Raw genomic sequence first — 18,434 nt, 5'->3', positions numbered from 1 at the left:
GTCAGCCGGCCTTGGCGCTGAGGAAAGCGACGATTCCCCGGGTGACCGCGGCGGCGTAGGCCGCCCGGCCGTCCGCGCTTTCCATCCGCGCGGCGTCGCCCGCGTTTTTCATGTTGCCGAGTTCGACCAGCACCGCCGGGTATTGGGCCAGGTTCAGCCCGGCGAGGTCGTCGCGGCCGTACAGGCCGTCGGAGCCGATGTAGTTCGCCGGCTGTAATCCCGACTGGGCCAAGGCATCCCGCATCGCGTGGGCCAGCTGCACGGCGGGTCCGGTCTGAACATCGCCCAGTGGCGGGCTGGAGTAGTTGACGTGGAATCCGCTGCCCGACGGCGGTCCCCCGTCGGCGTGGATGCTCACGATCGCGTCCGGGCGCATGGCGTTGGCCGCCGCCGCGCGCTGGTCGATGCACGGACCGACGCCGCCGTCGCCGTCGCGCGAGAGCTGGGTCCGAACGCCCATCTGGTTCAACTGGTCGGCGATCAGCCCCACCACCGCCCAGGTGAACGCGTGCTCGGGATAGCCGTCGCCGGCCGCGGCGCCCGAGGTCTGGCACGGCTTGGTGCCCCCGCGACCGTTGGGCACCTGCTGGTTGATCGAGGCGTCGTTGACGGCGTTATGGCCGGGATCGAGGAAGACCGACATCCCGGCGACACCGGCGGCCGCGCGCGGGGCGGGCAGGACGGCGGCGGCGCCGAGGATCGCCGGCAGGACACCGGCGATCTTCAGGACGTCGCGGCGTGATCGCATCCCGCCCGGGCGATCGCTCACCGGGCGATGGTAACAACCGGCGCCGCTACATACTAAAAAGTATGTTACGGTCGTCGGCATGTCCGTGGTCGACAGCCGTCCCCTGCACGGCATCACCGACGAATTCGTGGCGCGGCTGGCCGAGCGCGCCGAGGAGGCCGAGCGGCTGCGGCGCCTCCCCGCGGCGACGGTGAGCGATTTCCGGCAGACCGAGCTGTTCCGCTTGTTGCTGCCGGCGCGGTTCGGCGGCCTGCAGGCCTCGTTTCCCGAACTGCTGCAACCGATTCGGCGGATGGCGCACGGCTGCGCCTCGAGCGCCTGGACGTTGGGTTTCTACGCGCTGCACAACTGGATGCTGTCGTTGTTCGATCCGCGGGCGCAGGAGGAGGTGTTCGCGTCCGGACCGGCGCTGGCGCCGGCTCCCCTGGCCCCGACCGGCCGCGGCGTCCCGGCCGACGGCGGGGTGCGGGTGACCGGCAGGTGGTCGTGGGCGACGGGGGCGATGGACGCCGATTGGATGATCGTCGGCGCGCTGATCGAGCGCGCGGACGGGATCGACCCGGTGCTCGTCGTGCTGCCCGCCGACCGGGTCGAGGTCGTCGACACCTGGCACACGGCCGGCATGCGGGCCACCGGTTCGCATGACCTGGTCGTCGACGATGTTTTCGTCCCCGAGCATCGGTTGGTCGCGGTGGCCGACATCTACGGCGGCACCGCACCCGGCGCGCGGGCGCACGGGGTCCCGACGTACCGGTGGCCGATGGTGCCCGCGCTGGCGCTGACGGCGTCGATGCCCGTGCTCGGGGCGGCCGAACGGGTGACCGAGCTGTTCGCCGAGCGCCTCGGTGGGCGGGTGCTGGCCTACAGCGGGGTGGCGCAAAAGGATCAGCCCGCCGCGCAGATCCGGCTCGGCGAGGCGCGGGTGCGGCTGAGCGCGCTGCGGGCGTTGATCGCGGCGACCGTCGACGAGATCGAGGCGATCGTGGTCAGCGGCGGGCGGGTGAGCCGGTCGGTGCGCGCCGATGCCCGGCTGGCGGCGGCGCGCACGGTGCACGAGTGCCGGGCGATCATCGCCGCTCTGTTGGAGGCGGCCGGCGCCAGCGCTCATTTCCTGTCGAGCCCGCTGCAGCGCGCCAAGCGCGACGTGGACATCGCCGCGGGGCATGTGGTGTTCGACTACGACACGAGCCGAGAGTTGGCCGGCGCGTTGGCGATTGGCGCGAAGATCTCACCCATCGCCATGATCTGAGCCGGCGGTCCCCGACTCGCCCAGCATCACGGCCAGGAATCGTTCTCGCTGGGACAGCGATTGGGCCTGCTCGGCCGAGCTGGTGAGGTGCAGCAGGCCGATTCCCGCGGCGAAGGTCAACTCCGCGCGCAGTTTGGCGTCCTCGAAGCTGAACCCGTAGTCGCAGTAGGCCTTGACCACGGTGCGCAGCAAGAGCCGGTCCGCCGCGCGGATGTTTTCGGCCGCGACCGGGTCCAGGCGGGCCCATTCGCGCATCGCCCGCTCGAGCATCCAGTACTGGGGGCTGACCAGCGTGCGCGTGAGGGCCAACAGGCGCTCCCGGGGTGGCAGCTCGTCGAGCTTGGACAGCGCCTGGCGGTCGCGTTCGAGGAATTTATTCCAGGATTCGACGAGCGCGGCCCGGTAGTGGTCGATGTCCTCGAAGTGCCAGTAGAAGCTGCCACGCGTGACACCGGCCTGCTGGCACAAACGCTCGACTTTGAGTGCGCGCACACCCTCTTCGGCGAGCACGGTGTAGCCCACCTCGAGCCAGTCCTCGGCCGACAGGCGGGTCGACGGCTGCTTGCGCACCACCATGTCGTGAAGGTTACGGGAAGGCCGATTGGCTGGTGGAGGAACCGCGGGCCACCGTCATTTTGTCGGCGGTATCGGCAGTCGGGCGGTCTCGTCGAGGTCCACGTCGAGCGCGTTGAGCATCAGCGCCAGGCCGGCGTAGCGGTTGATGACCATCAACGCCTCCATGGTGGCCTCCGAGCCGAGGGCTTGGTGTACCTGGGCGAAAAGCTCTGCCGCGACGCGGCGGGTGGTGACCAGCTCCGTGGTCAGGTGCAGGACGGCCAGCTCGGTGGCGTCGAAATCGCCGTTTTGCCAACCGGATTCGGAAGTCAGCGCGGCGATGCTGTCGCTGCTTAGGCCAACCGTCTGGGCGACGTCCTTGTGTTGGCCGAGCTCGTAGGCGCAGTCCATGAGATACGCGGTGCGCAGGACGATGAGTTCGCGCAGCCTCCTGGGCAGCACCGGGCTGGTCAGGGCGGCGTCGCCGGCCACCATCCAACTGGTGAACACCTTCTCGGCGTTGGCCAGCGCGCGGTAGACGTTGAGATTGCCCCGCCGCGCGGTCAATTCGCGGGCGAGTTCGGGCATGTCCTCGGGGTCGCGGTACGGGATGCGGGTCATGCGGGGGCGTCGATGTCGAGGTCGACGGCGTTGAGCACCAGCGCCAGGCCGTAGTAGCAGCTGACGATCATCAGCATCTCGGTGAGTGCCTCGTCGCCGAGCAGATGGTGGGCCTGGGCGAAGGAGTCGTCGCTTAGCCGGCGGGTGGTGCACAGCTCGGTGACGGTGTCGATGACGAGGCGTTCGCCGCTTTCGAACCCGGCCGCGTCCAGGTCCGCTTTGTCCTGGAGGGCGTCGATCTGTCGGTCGGTGAGCCCTGCCTTTCGGGCGAAGACCACGTGCTGGGCGAGCTCGTAGGGCGACTCCTGGAGGTGGCCGACCCGCAGGATGATCACTTCGCGCATCCGCGGGGTGAAAGTCGGGCTTTCGAAGAGCTGCCCGGCCATCTGCGACCATCCGTCGAACACGTTGGGGGCGTTGGCGATCAGGCGCAGCACGTTGAGGGTATCCGGGCTCGCGATGGGTTGCTGAATCCCCTCGGGTTGGCGGTCGGTGCTGACCAAGGGCATTCGCGTCATCGCCGAGGTCCTTTCTTGCCCACTAAGGGTTCCTCGACTGTACTGAACGCGGCTGTCCGGGAGTGCCAAGGGTTTGCGGAAAGTGATAGCTCCTGCGCTAGCGGTTTCAGGAACTTGCCTGTCCACCTGGCGGCGCTGCAGCTCAGCTCACTGTGGCGGCCCTGCGAAACCGTTGTCACTTACATGCGCCTTCAGCTGCGCCGCAACTGAAGGCGGCAAGTCGCTGTATCTAACTCCGCCATCCGGGACCGGCGTTTTCCACTGGTGGTCCAATTCCCGTTTGCCGAGTGAACCGTCTTGGAGCACGCGTGGGCCCCAGATCCTGACTTCTTTGAGCACACCTTCGGCCCACTCAGCTGTCACGTAGGTCGGACGGAACTGCTGCAAGAACTCCTGGCCGTTGAGGCCGCACTTCATGTCGGGGAGACCGCCTACGATCTCGAAGCGAGCACTGAGTTTCCGGCCCTGGACCAGCATTGCTGCCTTATGCCCTCTTGGATGGAACAGCTTGTCGCTCAAGGTGTGAAAGGATTGTTCACCAGTCATCGTTTCCGTCGACAATTGTTCTTTGGCGATTACCGTCGTGGCGCCTACTTCCGGCGTTCTCAGTTTGAGAACCACGCTGGCGTGGTCTGATGCCCCGGCCGTTCGAGGCCCATGAAGTATTGCGGCGTCGGTTACTGCGTGCTGCAGTGCCGGGGAGACAAAGATATAGTCGAGGCGAAACCCGTTGAGATCTTCGGACTTACCCGTGGTCTTGTCCACCCGTTTCGAGAACCAAGTGTAGTCGCGTTCGTGGGTGTGAAGGTGCCGCCACGTGTCGATGTATCCGATCTCAAGCAGTTTCGCCATCCAATGTGACTGCTTGAAGTTAGTGCCCTCGGCATCGATCCGGAACCCGGTATTGAAGTCCCCCAGAATGATTGCTTGACGGTCTTTATGGCTGACGGCGTAGTTGATGGTGTATTCCCAAAACAACTCCTTACGCTTCGCGCCGGAGATGCCGTAACCGTTTTCGAACTTATTGTCAGGAGCTCCCGGGATGTGCACAGCCAGTATGTCGAGGTCGAGCTCATTGAGACGAAGCGCGAGCCACCGTTCCTGGTCGGCACCGAGTGTGTAGTCATCGGGAGCATGCTCAATCGGCCACCTGCAGGCAACGAGTAGGCCGTTGTGATTTGCAATCGGTTTTGACGTCATGACGAACGGGTAGCCAAGCCGGTCCAAATGTGCGCGCAACGATGCTTCGTTTCGGGCCTGAAATTCGGTAAACGCTAGCAAGTCTGGTCGAACATCTTCGACGTGGTGGCAGATCGATGACACCCGCGAACCGCCACCCTGCCTGATGTTCCAAGTCAGAAGTATCACTGCTCAACCATCCCTTGGGCTAAGTGCAACCTTTTCCCGCCTGAACGCCAACTCATCGTGGAAGTCCGCTCGGTTTGGTCGGCGGGCAGCGGCTTCTCTTACTACTCAATGGCTGTCGTCGAATTTGTACAGCAAAACGCACGCACCTGTCCCACAAGGTGCCGTACCTCTGTCACCGAGGGCTGTAGCTCATAGGCGTGGTGGTGCACCGCCCGACTTAGCGAATGCCAAGCCCTCCTTACCCGCTCCCCCACCTCAGCTCCTCGATTCCTACCTAGCACCACAAGTTTTGAGTTCATTGTCGGCGGCTTCTCACTGGACGATGACCAGGAGGCGCTCTCCTCGTTGAGCCAATCCTCCAACGCAAGACGTGCCAGCAGCGCCGCGGTCCGTGCCGCCCGCGGGCCCAGCGCGATGCTTCCATCGAGCACGTTATCGGCGTACTCGAGCAGCGCGGCGCGTACAGTCATGCAGCCACTCGGGCTAAGTCGCCGACCGCCAACCGGGCATCTTTGACCGCGCCCCTGTAATCCGAAACTCCCTGGTGGACACCCCTGTTCACGACGGACAACGTGTCTCGGCGCGCACGACCACCCGACTTCCACTTGTCCACCGCAACGTCATCGTCGGCGTCGCCCGACAAGGCCAGTGCCAACCGCTTGGTCGCCTTGGTGGCTTTTTCCCAAGCTGTCTCTACAGCTTCACGAGATCGGCCATCCGACAAAGCCTTCGACGAATAGACATCCCAGGCGGTCACCTCCAACGCCTCTCGACACAGTGCTGGGATAGCGGATCGCTTGATGCCTTCCGGCACCGCATCGTCGGCCGCGATCGCGAACGCGTCGTCGAGCAGCCGCGTCGCGGGGCAAGTGGACTCCACGATGCTGATGGACGAGTTCGCCGCGCGTGTCACCTCGACGATTCGCGCGGGAGCCCGCGAGCTGCGGATGGCCGCCGGGAGCCTGTTGTCATGGGTCAAAACAATCACCTGGCGGTCTCTGGCCAGCGTGATCAGGACGTCCAGAAACCCGTCGATCTTCGACGGGTCCATCGCCTGGATCGGATCGTCGAACACCAGGAACCGGAAGGGACTCTCGGGCGATGTCGCGCGCGGAATGAAAATTGCCAGGGCCAGGGCCTGCAGTTCACCTTGGCTCATCACGCCGAATGCCTCGGTGTCCGATCCATCGACGGCAGCCTGTAGCACCACGCGTCTGGTGGTCTTCTGTCCCTCCAGGCGGATGCCACCGAGATCGACGTTGCTCTCCTGGCGCAGTGCCGCCCAGATCTCGCGGGACTTCTCGGCCAGTGGCGCGATCCGTTCGTTACGTAGCTGACTAGCGTTGGCCTGCAACCACTTCGATGCCTCGGTCGCGACTGCGAGCTGGTCAGCTACCGCGGCGGCGGCCTCGGCTTTGTGCAGCCAGGCGGCCAGCTCCGCGGCCACGGGGCTCCACGCGTCCTCGCGGGCTTGGAGCAGGTCCGAGGCTTCCTGGGTCAGCGCGGCGTAGGCGGTGCGCAGCGCCGGCAGCGTCGCTTGGACATGGTCGGCGAGCGCGAGGTCGTCGCCAATCGGGAGCTCGGCGAAGACATCGTAGGCGGCGCGCGCTGCTTCGATAGTGCTCAGCTCGGCATCGGCGAGCGGCGGGCGAGCCACCGATCGCACCATTGCCACGACTGCCGATCGCGCCTGCTGCGCCTCGGCGCGAGCGGCGGTGAGGTCGCTCAGGGCACTTTGATCGCGCTCGAGGGCCGCGCGCGCGGCCAGCGCCCAACCTTGGTCTAGGATCCCTTGACCGCAGACCGGGCAAAGCTGATCACCGTGCTGGTCGTGAAACTCCAGGCTGGATTCAAGCAGCTGGGCGCGGTCGGCCGCCAATGCATCGGCGCGCCGGACTTCTGCCTGTAGAGCCTGCGCCGCCGATCGAAGGGCTGTGTACTTGATTTCGGAGTCCTCGGCGCTCGGCGACGTCAGCTGGCGCGCCTGTTCCCACGCCATGGGCACATTGGGTGGCACGCCGGTGATCAATGGGCGCACTGCATCGAGGTCGGGCTTTGTTTTCTTGACCTGTGCCGCCGCGGCCGAGGCGCGTGCATCTTCGTGGGCGGCCAATATCGGCTTGAGGGCGTCGGCAGCTTTCTTGAGGTCGGCGCCGGGTTGGCGAAGCTTTTTGATCTCTGCGTCGAGGATGCCAATAGCGCTGGAGAGCTGCTCGAGGCCCAACAGCCGGTAGAGCTGGTCGTAGAACTCGCTTGGCCTGCCTTCCAGGATGCCGCTGAGCTCGTCGTAGCTGAGCAACGGCCGATACATCGTCAGCGCCGTGTCCCATCCCAGCGCGCCGACGGGTTCTTGCTTCTGCTTTTTGCGCTGAACCCAGCGCCGTGCGTCCTCCACGGGAACCTCCTGGCCCGCCGGCCAGTCCACGCCGATTGTCGTTGTGCCCGAGCCTTCTTCAGTCAGGCCGATGCGGATCTGTGCCGGTTCACCGGCGTGCAGGTTGCGCCACGCCTGCGACCACACAACCGGCTTGTCTTTCCATCGAGAATTGACGCCGGTCAGCGCCAGCTCCAGCGCCTCGGCCAACGTCGACTTGCCCGACCCATTGCGCCCGGCGATCACCGTCAGGCCTGGGCCGGGCTGAAGGGGGACGGTAACCTTGGGTCCGATGCCGCGGAACCCCGACACGGTGATCGAATCGAGATAGGCCCCCACCGGGTGCTCGGGCTCGTCGGCGGCGGTTAGCAGATCCGAGACGTCCGCGGACGCGGCACCGCCCAGCGCTTCGGAGAGGACGTCGGGGTCTTCCAGCGCGGCCAACACTGCCAGCCTTGCCGACTCGCTCAGCGATTCGTCTGCGTCGGCGAGTGCCAGCACGTAATTCTTCAGCGTGTCGTTCACCGGCTCCTGTGCTCCCACGGGGAAGAGAGTAAAAGCGCGCGCTGACACGCCACACGCTTTTCGCGTAAGGCGCTGCTCAGGAACGCCTGCGGAAAGTTAGCTTGTCGTGGTTTTATGTCCAACGCGGGCTGTCGGTCGGGCCACTTAAGCTCGCCACACGTCCGAGCAGCGCGGCAGCATTCACCGAATTCACCTGGAGAGACCTCTCGTGAGCGAGAAGAACTACCACATCGTCGTGGGTGAGGCGCTGTCGATATTGATCGACGGCCTCAGCCCGTTCGTCGAAGAGGTGTGCGCCAAGTCGCTGCCACCCAGCGTGTCGTGGACCGAGGTGTTGCGCCGCAAGGATGCCGCCGCCGGACGGCAAATGGGGATGTATAAGGCCCGGGACTTGTCGTTAATGCTGCGGGCCATGACCGAACGGCTCGGCGAATACGGTTTCCCGTTCAACCGGCAGCTGTCCCGGCTCGGACAAAGCTACGCCAGCGAATTGCGCGACGTCCGCAACCGGTGGGCCCACAACGAGACCTTTAGCGCCGCCGAGGCTTACCGGGCTATCGACTCGATCGAACTGCTCTTGCGGGCGGCCAATGCCCCCGGCGGCGCGACCGAAGCCGCCCGGCTGAAATTGACCGTCAGCCCCCTACCTGCCGCTGAGCCCACGTCCGAAGGCCAGCCCCGGCCGGCGAGCGGGCGTACCCCGCCGATGGCGCAACGACCCGATAAACAGACGGTTCCCGCCACCCGTTTCGCCCCGGCGCCGACGCACGAAACAATTACGCTGCCGGCCGCGAGCACGGCCGCGATCCGACTGGAGATCAAGGCCATCTCCGACCTGAGCTATCCGATGGCACATTGCCGGATACCCGTGGTCGACCAGGTAACGATCGATGGGGTCACCGAGGACCTGCGGGGTGCGGTGCTTCGGGTGGATGTGGTCAGCGCCACGGGTTCACATGGCGGACCGCGCGAACTGCACGTCGACCTCGCGGCCGGCAAGCCCACGATCCTGCGCGACGTTGACTTGGCGCTGGACCCTGCGTCCATGCTCACGGTCGACGACCAGCGCCCAGGCCGCATCGAAGCAGTCCTGCACGATGCCGCAGGAGAAGTGATCGCGAAGGGCTTCAACGAGGTCAACATTCTTGCCGCCAACCAGTGGAAGGCCACCCCGCTGCATCTGGGGTTGGAGATGTTAGCCGCGCACATCCAGCCGAACGCATCAGCGATCAGCGGGCTAATGCCGGACGTTTCCGATCGTCTCAATGCAGCCACCGGACGCTCGGCGATCGACGGCTATCAGAGCGAAAGTCCAGAACGAGCCGACGCCATCGCGCAAGCGGTTTATGACGCGATGCGCGCCAGGGACATCCGGTATGCGGAACCTCCGGCAAGTTGGGGACTCGACGGTCAAAAAATTCGCACGCCGCACGAAGTCCTTGACGACCGACTGGGAACTTGCCTGGACACCGCTGTCACGATGGCCGCCGCGCTGGAACAGGCTGGCATCAACACCACCCTATGGGTGCTCAAAGGCCATGCGTTGCTCGGCTATTGGCGAGTCGACGCTGCGCTGCCGGCTATTTCCACCACCGAAGTAATCGACGTCGCCAACCTCGTGGACCTCGGTCAGATACGGCTTGTCGAGACGACGATGCTGGCAGGGGGCGACGACTCCTCACCCTTCCCGGATGCGGTCGGCGCGGGCAGAAGACATCTTGGTGATGACTTGTCGAATGTCTTTGGTGTGACCGATATTCGCCAGGCACGGCTCTCCAGGATCTATCCGCTGCCCAGTCGCACGCTGAGTCCCGATGGCAGCGTCGTCGTCACCGAATACACCCCGGCCGAGGGTCCTGCGATTGCGCCTTATCAACGCTCCGACTCGAGCGCGACCGTCTCGCATCAGACAGACTCGGTGCCGCTGCGGGTCGCCAAATGGAAGAACGCGTTGCTGGATTTGAGCCTGCGCAACAAGTTGATCAACTACACCGACCGCGCCGGATACCGGGTGGAGATACCGGGACCCGCCCTCGGCCGCTTCGAAGACGCCGTTAACGACAATGCACGCATAACGTTGCTGGCGTCTGACGCCGTCAAGGAAATCGATGTCGCCCGCGGAATCCGCTATGGGCGTGATCTTCCCGAACGCGAACGCGAACTGCTGCTCGCCGAGAAGAACAGCGCATACATCGACATCACCGGCGCGGCGTACAAGACCAAGCTGCGGTACTTGGCCGCCAAAGCCAAGACCATCGTCGAGGAAACCGGCTCCAATAACCTGTATCTGACCTTCGGGATGCTGAACTGGCGGTTCGACGACCGCGAACTTCGGTCGCCGTTGGTTCTCGTGCCCGTAACGCTCAGCACGGCCAACCGCGGCGAGCGCTACACCCTAGCCCTCGACGAAACGGGAGCCTCGACACCGAACTACTGCCTAGTCGAAAAGCTGCGGGTTTCCTTCGGCCTCGAGGTTCCCGATCTCAAGGAACCCACGCATGACGCTTCGGGGATCGACCTGGCGGCCACCTTCAACGCCGTTCGCCGCGCGATAACGCGGGCAGGACTGCACTTCCGCGTCGAGGAGACGACGCACCTGGCGATCCTGCAGTTCGCGAAGTTTCCTCTGTGGAAGGACCTTGACAACTCTTGGAAAGCGTTGTCGAGCAACAGCTTGGTTCGGCACCTGATCGATTCGCCCGACAAGCCGTTCACCGACCCGGTGGCCGGCAGCACCGAGGTCGACCTCGATCGGCTCGGCGACGAAATGCCGGTATCCGCCGACTCGTCTCAGCTGCAGGCCATCGCTCAAGCTGCTGCCGGACGGACCTTCGTGCTGGAAGGGCCGCCGGGCACCGGCAAATCCCAAACGATCACGAATCTGCTCGCCCACGCCATGGCCGCCGGAAGGCGGGTGCTGTTCGTGGCCGAAAAACGCGCCGCCCTCGACGTCGTCAAGAAACGGCTGCAGGCGGTCGGATTGGGCGAGCTGTCGCTGGATCTGCATGACAAGTCTTCGCGGCCCGCGGCCGTTCGCGAACAGATCCGCGCCGCTTTAGATCTCAGTGTCAGCGCCGATACCGATTCGCTGCGTACGCAAACCGAGGCGGCCGAATCCAGTCGAAATGCCCTCGCCCGCTACGCGCGGCGGCTACATGAGGAAAACGCCGCGCGCATGTCGTTGTATTCAGCACGCACGGCCGAGCTCGCCGCCGACCAGGACGTCGCCCCGATCGAAGTTCCGAAAGAGCTTGTCGCCGGCGGCCCTTCGGAGACGCTCCATGCCCTCCAGCAGGTGATGCGAAAGCTGCCAGAGGTCGCCGATCTCGCGCAGCCAAGCATCGATCACCCCTGGGGCTTCATCGACTCGCCCCCTGCGGAATCAGAGGTCGCCGAAATCCACCGGTGCGCCGTCGAGTTCGATTCGGCATTGGCCGCAGGTGTCGAGTGTGGCCTCACGATCGATAGCCTGGGGCGGTGCGGCCTCCTCGCCGGTTTCGACAGCTGGGTAAAGCTCTGTGGTGCTCCACGCCACCCGTTGTCCGCGCTGGACACCTTGCACGAGGGCGCCTGGGCCCAGGAGCTGGCGTCACTCGACGCCGATCTCCATACCCTGACCCAGCGCACACCCGAGTGGCGGTCAGTCGCATCGGTGGACGCGGTTGACCTCGACATTCCAGCGATTCACTCGGCCGCGGTGGCGGCGGACGAATCGAAACTGTTCGGGCGCAAGAAACGTCGGCGCGCCGTGCTGGAACAACTATCTGATGTGTTGGTGGTCGACCCGAAAACCATTGACCTCAAAACGCTTACTAGCCTAGTCACTGGCATCCTGGAGGCGCACGCCGCGGTTGCCGGGCTGCGCGGCAGGGTAGCGAGAATTCCGGCCACCGTCATCGGCGAACCGTGGAATCCCCTTGTCCCCGAGCACACCGCGAAGGTCAGGCAGCAACTGGGGTGGCTGCGGTGGACTGCAGCACTCCTTTCGGCTCAACCCAATGACCCGCACATCGACGATCTGCGGTCGTACTACGCGAATCAGCCCGTCGGCGCCTTCGCCAGCCAGCTTGCCCGCATCCCGTCGGCGTGGAGCGCCCTGACGAAAACCACCGAAACCAGCTCCGAGCGGCAGAACGAATGGGCACAGCCCCAATCTTTCATCGTCCACTGGTGGGCGATGCGCAGCGCGCGCCGCCTCGACGACACGGCCTCAATCGAGCATTGGGCAGCGTTATTGCATCTCATCGAACCGCTGAAACCTGCGGGGATGTCCGCCGTGCGGACGGCCATCCTCAACGGCGAGATTGACCCCGACGATGCCAGCTTGGCGTTCGCGCGCGGCATCGCCGTGGCATCCGTTGCCGAGCGCCGCGACGCCACCGCCCTGGGAAGCTTCAACGCCGAGGCCCACGACAAGACGGTCGAGCGATACACGAAGAGTTTGCGCGCGATCCGCGGCGAGTTGCCTCGAGCGATCCCGGCGGCGCTACTACACAAGAGGCGATTCGACGCCAATTCGGCCAGCGGCCAGATCGGCGGCTTGCGCCGCCAATTGGACCGACGCCGCGGCGGGATGAGCGTGCGCGGATTGATCGAGCACTACGGGGAGCTGATCACCCAGATCATGCCGTGCACGATGATGAGCCCCGACTCGGTGGCGCGGTTCTTCCCGGCGCGCCCGGATCTGTTCGACATCGTCGTGTTCGACGAGGCATCTCAAATTCGGGTCGCCGATGCCATCGGGGCGATGGGCCGCAGCCGCTCTGTAGTCGTCGTGGGAGACAGCAAGCAGATGCCGCCGACCAGCTTCGCCGAGGCGAACGCCAATGTCGACGACGCGGACGACACCGACCAAGAGTTCTTCCTCGACGAGGAGTCGATCCTCACCGAGTGCGTCCACGCCCAGCTCCCCCAGCAGTGGTTGTCCTGGCACTACCGCAGCCAGGACGAGGCATTGATTGCCTTCAGCAACCAGCACTACTACAACCGGCGGCTGGCATCCTTCCCCGCACCGCGAAGCGGTGGCGCATCCGATGCCGGCGGACAAGGAATCTCGTTAATCCGGGTGAACGGGACCTTCGAGCGGTCCGGCAAAGGCAAGACACTGCGGACCAACCGCGTTGAGGCCGATGCCATCGTCGATGACGTAGCGCGGCGGTTCGAGCAGTCGCCCGATGCGGTTCCGTCGCTGGGCATCATCACGTTCAACGCCCAGCAACGCGACCTGATAGATAACCTATTGCGCGACAGTGCAGACGAACGGGTGGTGCGTGCTCTGGACGAGCCGGACGGCCTTTTCGTCAAGAACCTAGAAAACGTCCAGGGCGACGAGCGCGACACCATCCTGTTCTCGGTAGCGTTCAGCGCCAAGGAAAAAGGCGTGGTGCCCCTCAACTTCGGGCCGCTGTCGAGACCCGGCGGGGAACGTCGACTCAATGTTGCGATCACCCGCGCTCGCCGAGAGGTAGTCCTCTACGCGAGCTTTGACGCGGAGGACCTGCGGGCCGAGGAAACCAGCCAGATCGGCACCAAGCATCTCAAAGCGTACCTGGAGATGGCGGCACGGGGTGTCGACGACGTGGCCGACAGCATGCGTCGAACACCCGTGATCGATCGCCACCGCGATGACATCGCCGCTGCATTGCGAGACGCCGGTCTGGTCGTGACAACCGATCTCGGCTTGTCCGATTTCCGAGTGGATCTTGTACTTGGGGATCCCACGGAACCCGAGCGGCAGCTTGTCGCAGTTCTCCTCGACGGTCAGAGTTGGCGCGCACGGCGCACCGTTGCCGACCGCGACGCCCTGCCGGTGGATGTTCTGCGCGACCTAATGCATTGGCCTGCCATCGAACGGGTGTGGTTGCCCGAGTGGCTCCGACGACCTGAACACGTCGTGGCCCAACTCAAGGAGTCGGTGGACGTAGCGCGGCAGCGTGTGCTGTCCGGGAATTTTAGGGCGGAGACGACCGCGCCTGTGCCGTCGCCCGCTCCCCCGCGTCAGGCGACACCGCTACTGCGGGCGAGTCAGCCGGCGAAACCAGCAACCGCAGCCGCTCAGAGTCATCCGATGGTGCAGGTCTATCACGAATGGAAACCGGGACGACTCGGCGATGTGACTGTGCTGGACGACTTGCCGATCGCTTACGCGAAGTCGCGGGTATACGACGCAATCATCAGTGCGATGGCTGCGGAAGCCCCGATACACCCACGTCGCCTTACCAAATTGGTTGCGGCGGCTTTCAATTTAACCAGGCTCAACGAGAATCGCCATCGTTCGATTGAGTACGTCGTCCCCGTCGACTACCGCAGGCCGACGGGCGAGGGGTTCTATTGGCCCGTCGGCGTCGAACCAGAGGACTGGCGGATCGTGCGTCGACCACCGGAAGGGACCAGTCGTCAGTTAGACCACGTGTCGCTGATCGAGATCGGGAACGCGATGATCGTGGTGGCAGAGCAGACGGGTGGGATCGAGACCTATGACCTCAAACGCGAGGCACTCAATCTGCTGGGCGGCCGCCGCGTCACGCAGCAGATAGAAGCGCGGCTGAACGACGCGCTGAATAAGGCCTTGGAGCGAAAGGTTCTGCACCAGAATGGGTCTGGGCTCATCACGAGTGCAGTTTTGCATTTATCCGGCGCCGCCGAATCGGCTCAAACGTAAACGCCCCAAGCTCCGGCCAATAGGACAGTCGCTTCACCAAGGGGACACTTAGGTATGAACCTCGAAGACTTACCAGCGCCGCAATTGGCCGAGGTCCGGCGCAGGCTTGTCGATACGGGCGAGGAGGCATTCGCGCAGGCACCCGCATTGCCAAGGTTTGTCGACGACGCCGCAGCAAACGCTATCCTGACCGATCTCGGCAACATACCGCATGCCTTCGTCTTCGGTTGCCTGGTTGATCGGCAGATACCCGCACGTCTGGCCTGGATGGTCCCTTTGCGGATCCAGGAGAGGCAAGGCACCCTCGCTATGGATGCCCTAGTCGGGCTGTCGGAACACGATTGGGTGCGGCTGCTTTCCGAGCCCACGCCCGCCCACCGATTCTGTGCGCCCATGGGTAAAATCCTCTATCGGGCAACACAACGCGTCGCCAATGACTATGACGGTGACGCTTCGAGGATATGGAGCGATCGCCCAGCGAGTGCCCGGCTGGTGCGACGCTTCCTCGAGTTCGATGGCGCTGGGCCAAAAATCGCGACCATGGCTGCCAACATCCTGGTCCGCGGGTTCCGAATCGATGTCGCCGATCGCCGATACATTGACATATCGGCTGACGTTCAGGTCCGCCGCGTGATGGCCCGGCTCGGGCTGGTTTCGAGCCGCGCCACCGTAGAAGAGGTCATCTACACCGCCCGAGAGCTTTCTCCCGATTTTCCTGGCGTCTTCGACCTTGCACTCTGGGAACTGGGCCAACGTATATGCCGACCGAGAGTGCCGCGGTGCGAGATGTGCTTCTTGCGAGATTGCTGCACGTACGCTCTGGCCAATGAAGCAGGCGGAACGGCTCTCGACACAAGCGAGTGAGGCCATATTGCAAATCAGGTCACTAGGCGACACCATGCGGGTAGCCTGAGCCTGCCTCGCTGATGCACGTGACTTACCTGGGACCGGACACACACTCTGCCGAGAGGCAGCAAGCCCGACTCACTTGGACTGATACACGTCACCAAAACGATGCGAGCCTTGCGGCCAGCCCGTCTCGTCAGGGTCTATCCCGGCAAAGCCCCGCGAGATCGCAACTCGCACACGTCGAACACCAGCTACCAAGCCGGTTCAGCTGATTGGAACGCAGCGATTCGCCCGCCTCTTTGATCCGTGCCTTCACTTCACCTAGCAGGGACTGCTCGACTTCTTCGCGCGTACTCTTACCCTGCTCATCGAGATTCAGAACCTCTATGAGGTCGGCGTTCTGCCCGCTGAGCTCCTCGTAACCGACCGCGTAAACGTGCAACTGGTCGCGGGTGACTTCTTCGGCTTGAGCGCGGTCGGTGGACTTGAAGTCCACGATCGACAGTTCGTCAGTGTCCAGTCTGCGTATGAGGTCGATGCGGCCGTCGACAGTGATGCCTGGGGCGATGTGAACCTGGATCTGCTTTTCCGAATGAACAGTCCGCCGGATTTCGTCGCCATGGACAGCGAAGTAGCGTTCGATTGCTTCTACGGCGGCCTTCTCGAGCGCCATCCGTAGTTCGGGATAGGCGAACGGAGTGTGCAGGTGGCGGGATACGAGGTCCTTGGCCGCAGACGCATCAACTATCTTTCCGCTGACCGCCTTCTTGTGGACTTCGCTGAGCGCGTCGTGCAGGCCCTTGCCGTAGCCCAACGCCTCGTGCAGCGGTGGATTGAACCCGTAGAGGAAGCGCAGTTTGAACGAGTACGGACATTCAAACAGATACTTCAGCTCAGAGAATGAGAATGTGACCTGCGGGATCTCGTGCAGTGCACGGGGTTTGATTCGCACTGGCAATGGAGTGGCGCTCGGCCGGGTCGACACCCATGTTTGGTCAGCGCAGTGATCGAAGAGTTCAGACCGGTTCCTATAGAGCTGATTCGGACCGGGCGAGAACGTCACAACGAGATACTTCTGCGCCCGGGTGACGGCCACATAGAACAACCGAGTTTCATCCTCGACAGTTCCGCGATACCGGTCGGCGTCCACGATCGCTTCGTCGGGGATTACGTGAAAGACACTAAGTCCGCCCTGCCGCTTCGACGGGAACCGGTTTCGCCGCATGCACGGCACGAATACGACAGGCCATTGCATCCCTTTTGCTTGGTGCACGGTCGACAGAGTCACCGCATCCGGTGTGGCATAACCGATGTCGGCATCCGACTCCGCATAATAGTCAGGCGCTTGATACTCGAGCCATTTGACGAATGACGCGTACTTCTCCTCGGGTGCTGTGTTGAAGTAGATCTGTTCGAAGTCGGAGATCACCTGACTGAACTTGCCTAACTGATAGAAGACAAGCTCGCCTCTTCCCGCCGCACCGGGGACAGTCTCCTCCCGAAGCCGTAGTTCCTGGAGGAAGTCGAGATAGACGCGTTGGATGTTGTAGACCCCCCAGCGCTCGCCACGGCCGAAGTCGCGGCCCTTCTCCAACACGTCGAATGCGCTGCGCCATCTGTCTGGCTCCGGAAGGAGGTTCGCGTCAGTCCAGAGCAAACGCAGATCGTCCTCTGAAAGTTCGCCGACCATCGCTCGAAAGATGCCGACGACTGCCTTGATCTCCACGCTGTCGAATAGCCGGTTCAGACCCTTGACGACGTAAGGAATTCCGCGACGCTGCAGTTCCGCCACCAACTCGTCGGCGTCCTTAGCGACCGAGCGGTAGAGCACAGCGAAGTCAGACCATGAAAGGCCGCGGTCTGCCGACTCGGGGTAGTCGCGGAACGGCACGCCGCGCAGAGCTTCGATCCGGTCGCATATCCATGCGGCCTCGCCGGCCACGTCGTCGAAGGTGAGCGCGAGTAGATCTCCGCGTTCCCACGTCTGATTGTCCGCGCTTACCATCGCCTTCGTTAATCGCTCACTGTCTGGAATGCGTTCTGCGACTGATCGACCCAGTTCTACGACACCCTTGCTGGAGCGAAAGTTATCGGCCAAGGTGACTTGCTTAACGTTGGCGTGTCGGTCGGCGAAGGAGATTATGTTGGAGACTTGGCTACCCCGCCACTGGTAGATCGTCTGGTCATCGTCACCCACGACACACAGGTTTGCGCCGAACTGGACCAGGCCTGTAATCAGTCGCTCTTGCAATGCGTTGACGTCCTGGTACTCGTCGACCACTACATAGCGGACGTCGTCCTGAATATGCGCTTGCACCACCCGGGCTTCTTCTTCCTGCGACGGATCAGCTTCGAGTAGCTGGACGACGAGATTGATCAACTCCGTGAAGTCGAATTGAGCATGTGCATACAACAGCTTCAGATATGACGCGTGTGATTCCCAAACACCTTGAGGCACAAGCTCCTCAGCGATGACATCCTCACGGAGGATGCTCATAGCCTGCAGGAACAGCTTGGAATTCACATATCGACGCAGAGTCGGAACCTTTGCCGAGGAAGTCGGGCATGTCGTCAGCCCCGATTTCCTGCTGTTGCGGTCGACGAGCAGGCGGGCTGTGATCTCGGTGAGGACGGAGAATTTGAACGTCTCAGGTACCAAACGCTGCAGCAGGTCAAGGCAGTAGCCATGCATCGTGCCGATGTACATCTCCGCCATGCCGGTGATATCGCCGTGTTGTTCCGCGACGACACGTAAGACCCGGTCCTTGAGCTCAGCAGCCGCCCTTTCTGTAAAGGTAAAAGCGACGATGTTGCGAGGATCGGTGTCCGCCTGAGCCAGGATGTTAGCGATACGTCGCGAAATGACTTGCGTCTTCCCTGAACCCGCGCACGCGATGATTTGCAGCGGCCGATCCAGGCAGTCGATAGCCTCTCGTTGGGAGTCGGTATAGACGGTCACCGGTCGC

10 protein-coding genes are annotated in these 18,434 nt (G+C 63.6%); 3 read left to right on the top strand and 7 right to left on the bottom strand.

Translation table 11 applies throughout. The annotated features are described in order from the left end of the window. Nucleotide 1: 1 nt before the first annotated feature. Nucleotides 2-748: an Rv3717 family N-acetylmuramoyl-L-alanine amidase gene (locus W7S_RS10120; protein WP_008255854.1), complete on the bottom strand. Its 747-nt coding sequence runs from the start codon at nt 746-748 to the stop codon at nt 2-4. A gap of 79 nt (nt 749-827) precedes the next feature. Here W7S_RS10120 and W7S_RS10115 point away from each other — a divergent pair, with 79 nt between their 5' ends. Then, nucleotides 828-1,997 (top strand): acyl-CoA dehydrogenase, encoded by a 1,170-nt coding sequence (locus tag W7S_RS10115; RefSeq protein WP_008255853.1) that lies wholly within the window; start codon nt 828-830, stop codon nt 1,995-1,997. Here the strand turns inward: W7S_RS10115 and W7S_RS10110 are convergent. The 5 genes from W7S_RS10110 to W7S_RS10090 form a co-directional block, all read right to left on the bottom strand. Then, nucleotides 1,977-2,573 carry a TetR/AcrR family transcriptional regulator gene (locus W7S_RS10110; RefSeq protein WP_008255851.1) on the bottom strand — a complete coding sequence of 199 codons (597 nt, stop codon included), beginning with the start codon at nt 2,571-2,573 and terminating at the stop codon, nt 1,977-1,979. The genes W7S_RS10115 and W7S_RS10110 overlap by 21 nt on opposite strands. 54 nt (nt 2,574-2,627) lie before the next feature. Next, nucleotides 2,628-3,173, bottom strand: coding sequence for a carboxymuconolactone decarboxylase family protein (locus W7S_RS10105; RefSeq protein WP_008255850.1), 546 nt, complete (start codon nt 3,171-3,173; stop codon nt 2,628-2,630). Further along, on the bottom strand, nt 3,170-3,691 hold the full coding sequence (locus W7S_RS10100; protein WP_014711448.1) for a carboxymuconolactone decarboxylase family protein: 522 nt from the start codon (nt 3,689-3,691) through the stop codon (nt 3,170-3,172). The genes W7S_RS10105 and W7S_RS10100 overlap by 4 nt, the downstream gene beginning before the upstream one ends. 147 nt (nt 3,692-3,838) lie before the next feature. Then, entirely contained in the window at nt 3,839-5,059 is a 1,221-nt protein-coding gene (locus W7S_RS10095) for an endonuclease/exonuclease/phosphatase family protein (RefSeq protein WP_255348944.1), read from the bottom strand. A 466-nt stretch (nt 5,060-5,525) separates the two neighbouring features. Beyond that, nucleotides 5,526-7,976 (bottom strand): AAA family ATPase, encoded by a 2,451-nt coding sequence (locus tag W7S_RS10090; RefSeq protein WP_232525832.1) that lies wholly within the window; start codon nt 7,974-7,976, stop codon nt 5,526-5,528. Nucleotides 7,977-8,166: 190 nt separating this feature from the next. On the opposite strand from W7S_RS10090, the gene W7S_RS10085 reads away from it, so the two are divergent. Further along, nucleotides 8,167-14,619, top strand: a complete 6,453-nt coding sequence (locus tag W7S_RS10085) for a DUF4011 domain-containing protein (RefSeq protein WP_014711447.1) — start codon at nt 8,167-8,169, stop codon at nt 14,617-14,619. 54 nt (nt 14,620-14,673) lie between these two features. Continuing rightward, nucleotides 14,674-15,483: a hypothetical protein gene (locus W7S_RS10080; protein ID WP_014711446.1), complete on the top strand. Its 810-nt coding sequence runs from the start codon at nt 14,674-14,676 to the stop codon at nt 15,481-15,483. Between the two features lie 178 nt (nt 15,484-15,661). On the opposite strand, the gene W7S_RS10075 is transcribed toward W7S_RS10080, so the two are convergent. Beyond that, nucleotides 15,662-18,427 carry an ATP-dependent DNA helicase gene (locus tag W7S_RS10075; protein WP_014711445.1) on the bottom strand — a complete coding sequence of 922 codons (2,766 nt, stop codon included), beginning with the start codon at nt 18,425-18,427 and terminating at the stop codon, nt 15,662-15,664. Between the last annotated feature and the right edge of the window lie 7 nt (nt 18,428-18,434).

Source organism: Mycobacterium sp. MOTT36Y (genome assembly GCF_000262165.1).
Lineage (GTDB): Bacteria > Actinomycetota > Actinomycetes > Mycobacteriales > Mycobacteriaceae > Mycobacterium > Mycobacterium intracellulare.
The sequence above is the reverse complement of the archived record's forward strand: the minus strand, read 5'-3'. Positions and strand labels throughout refer to the sequence as shown.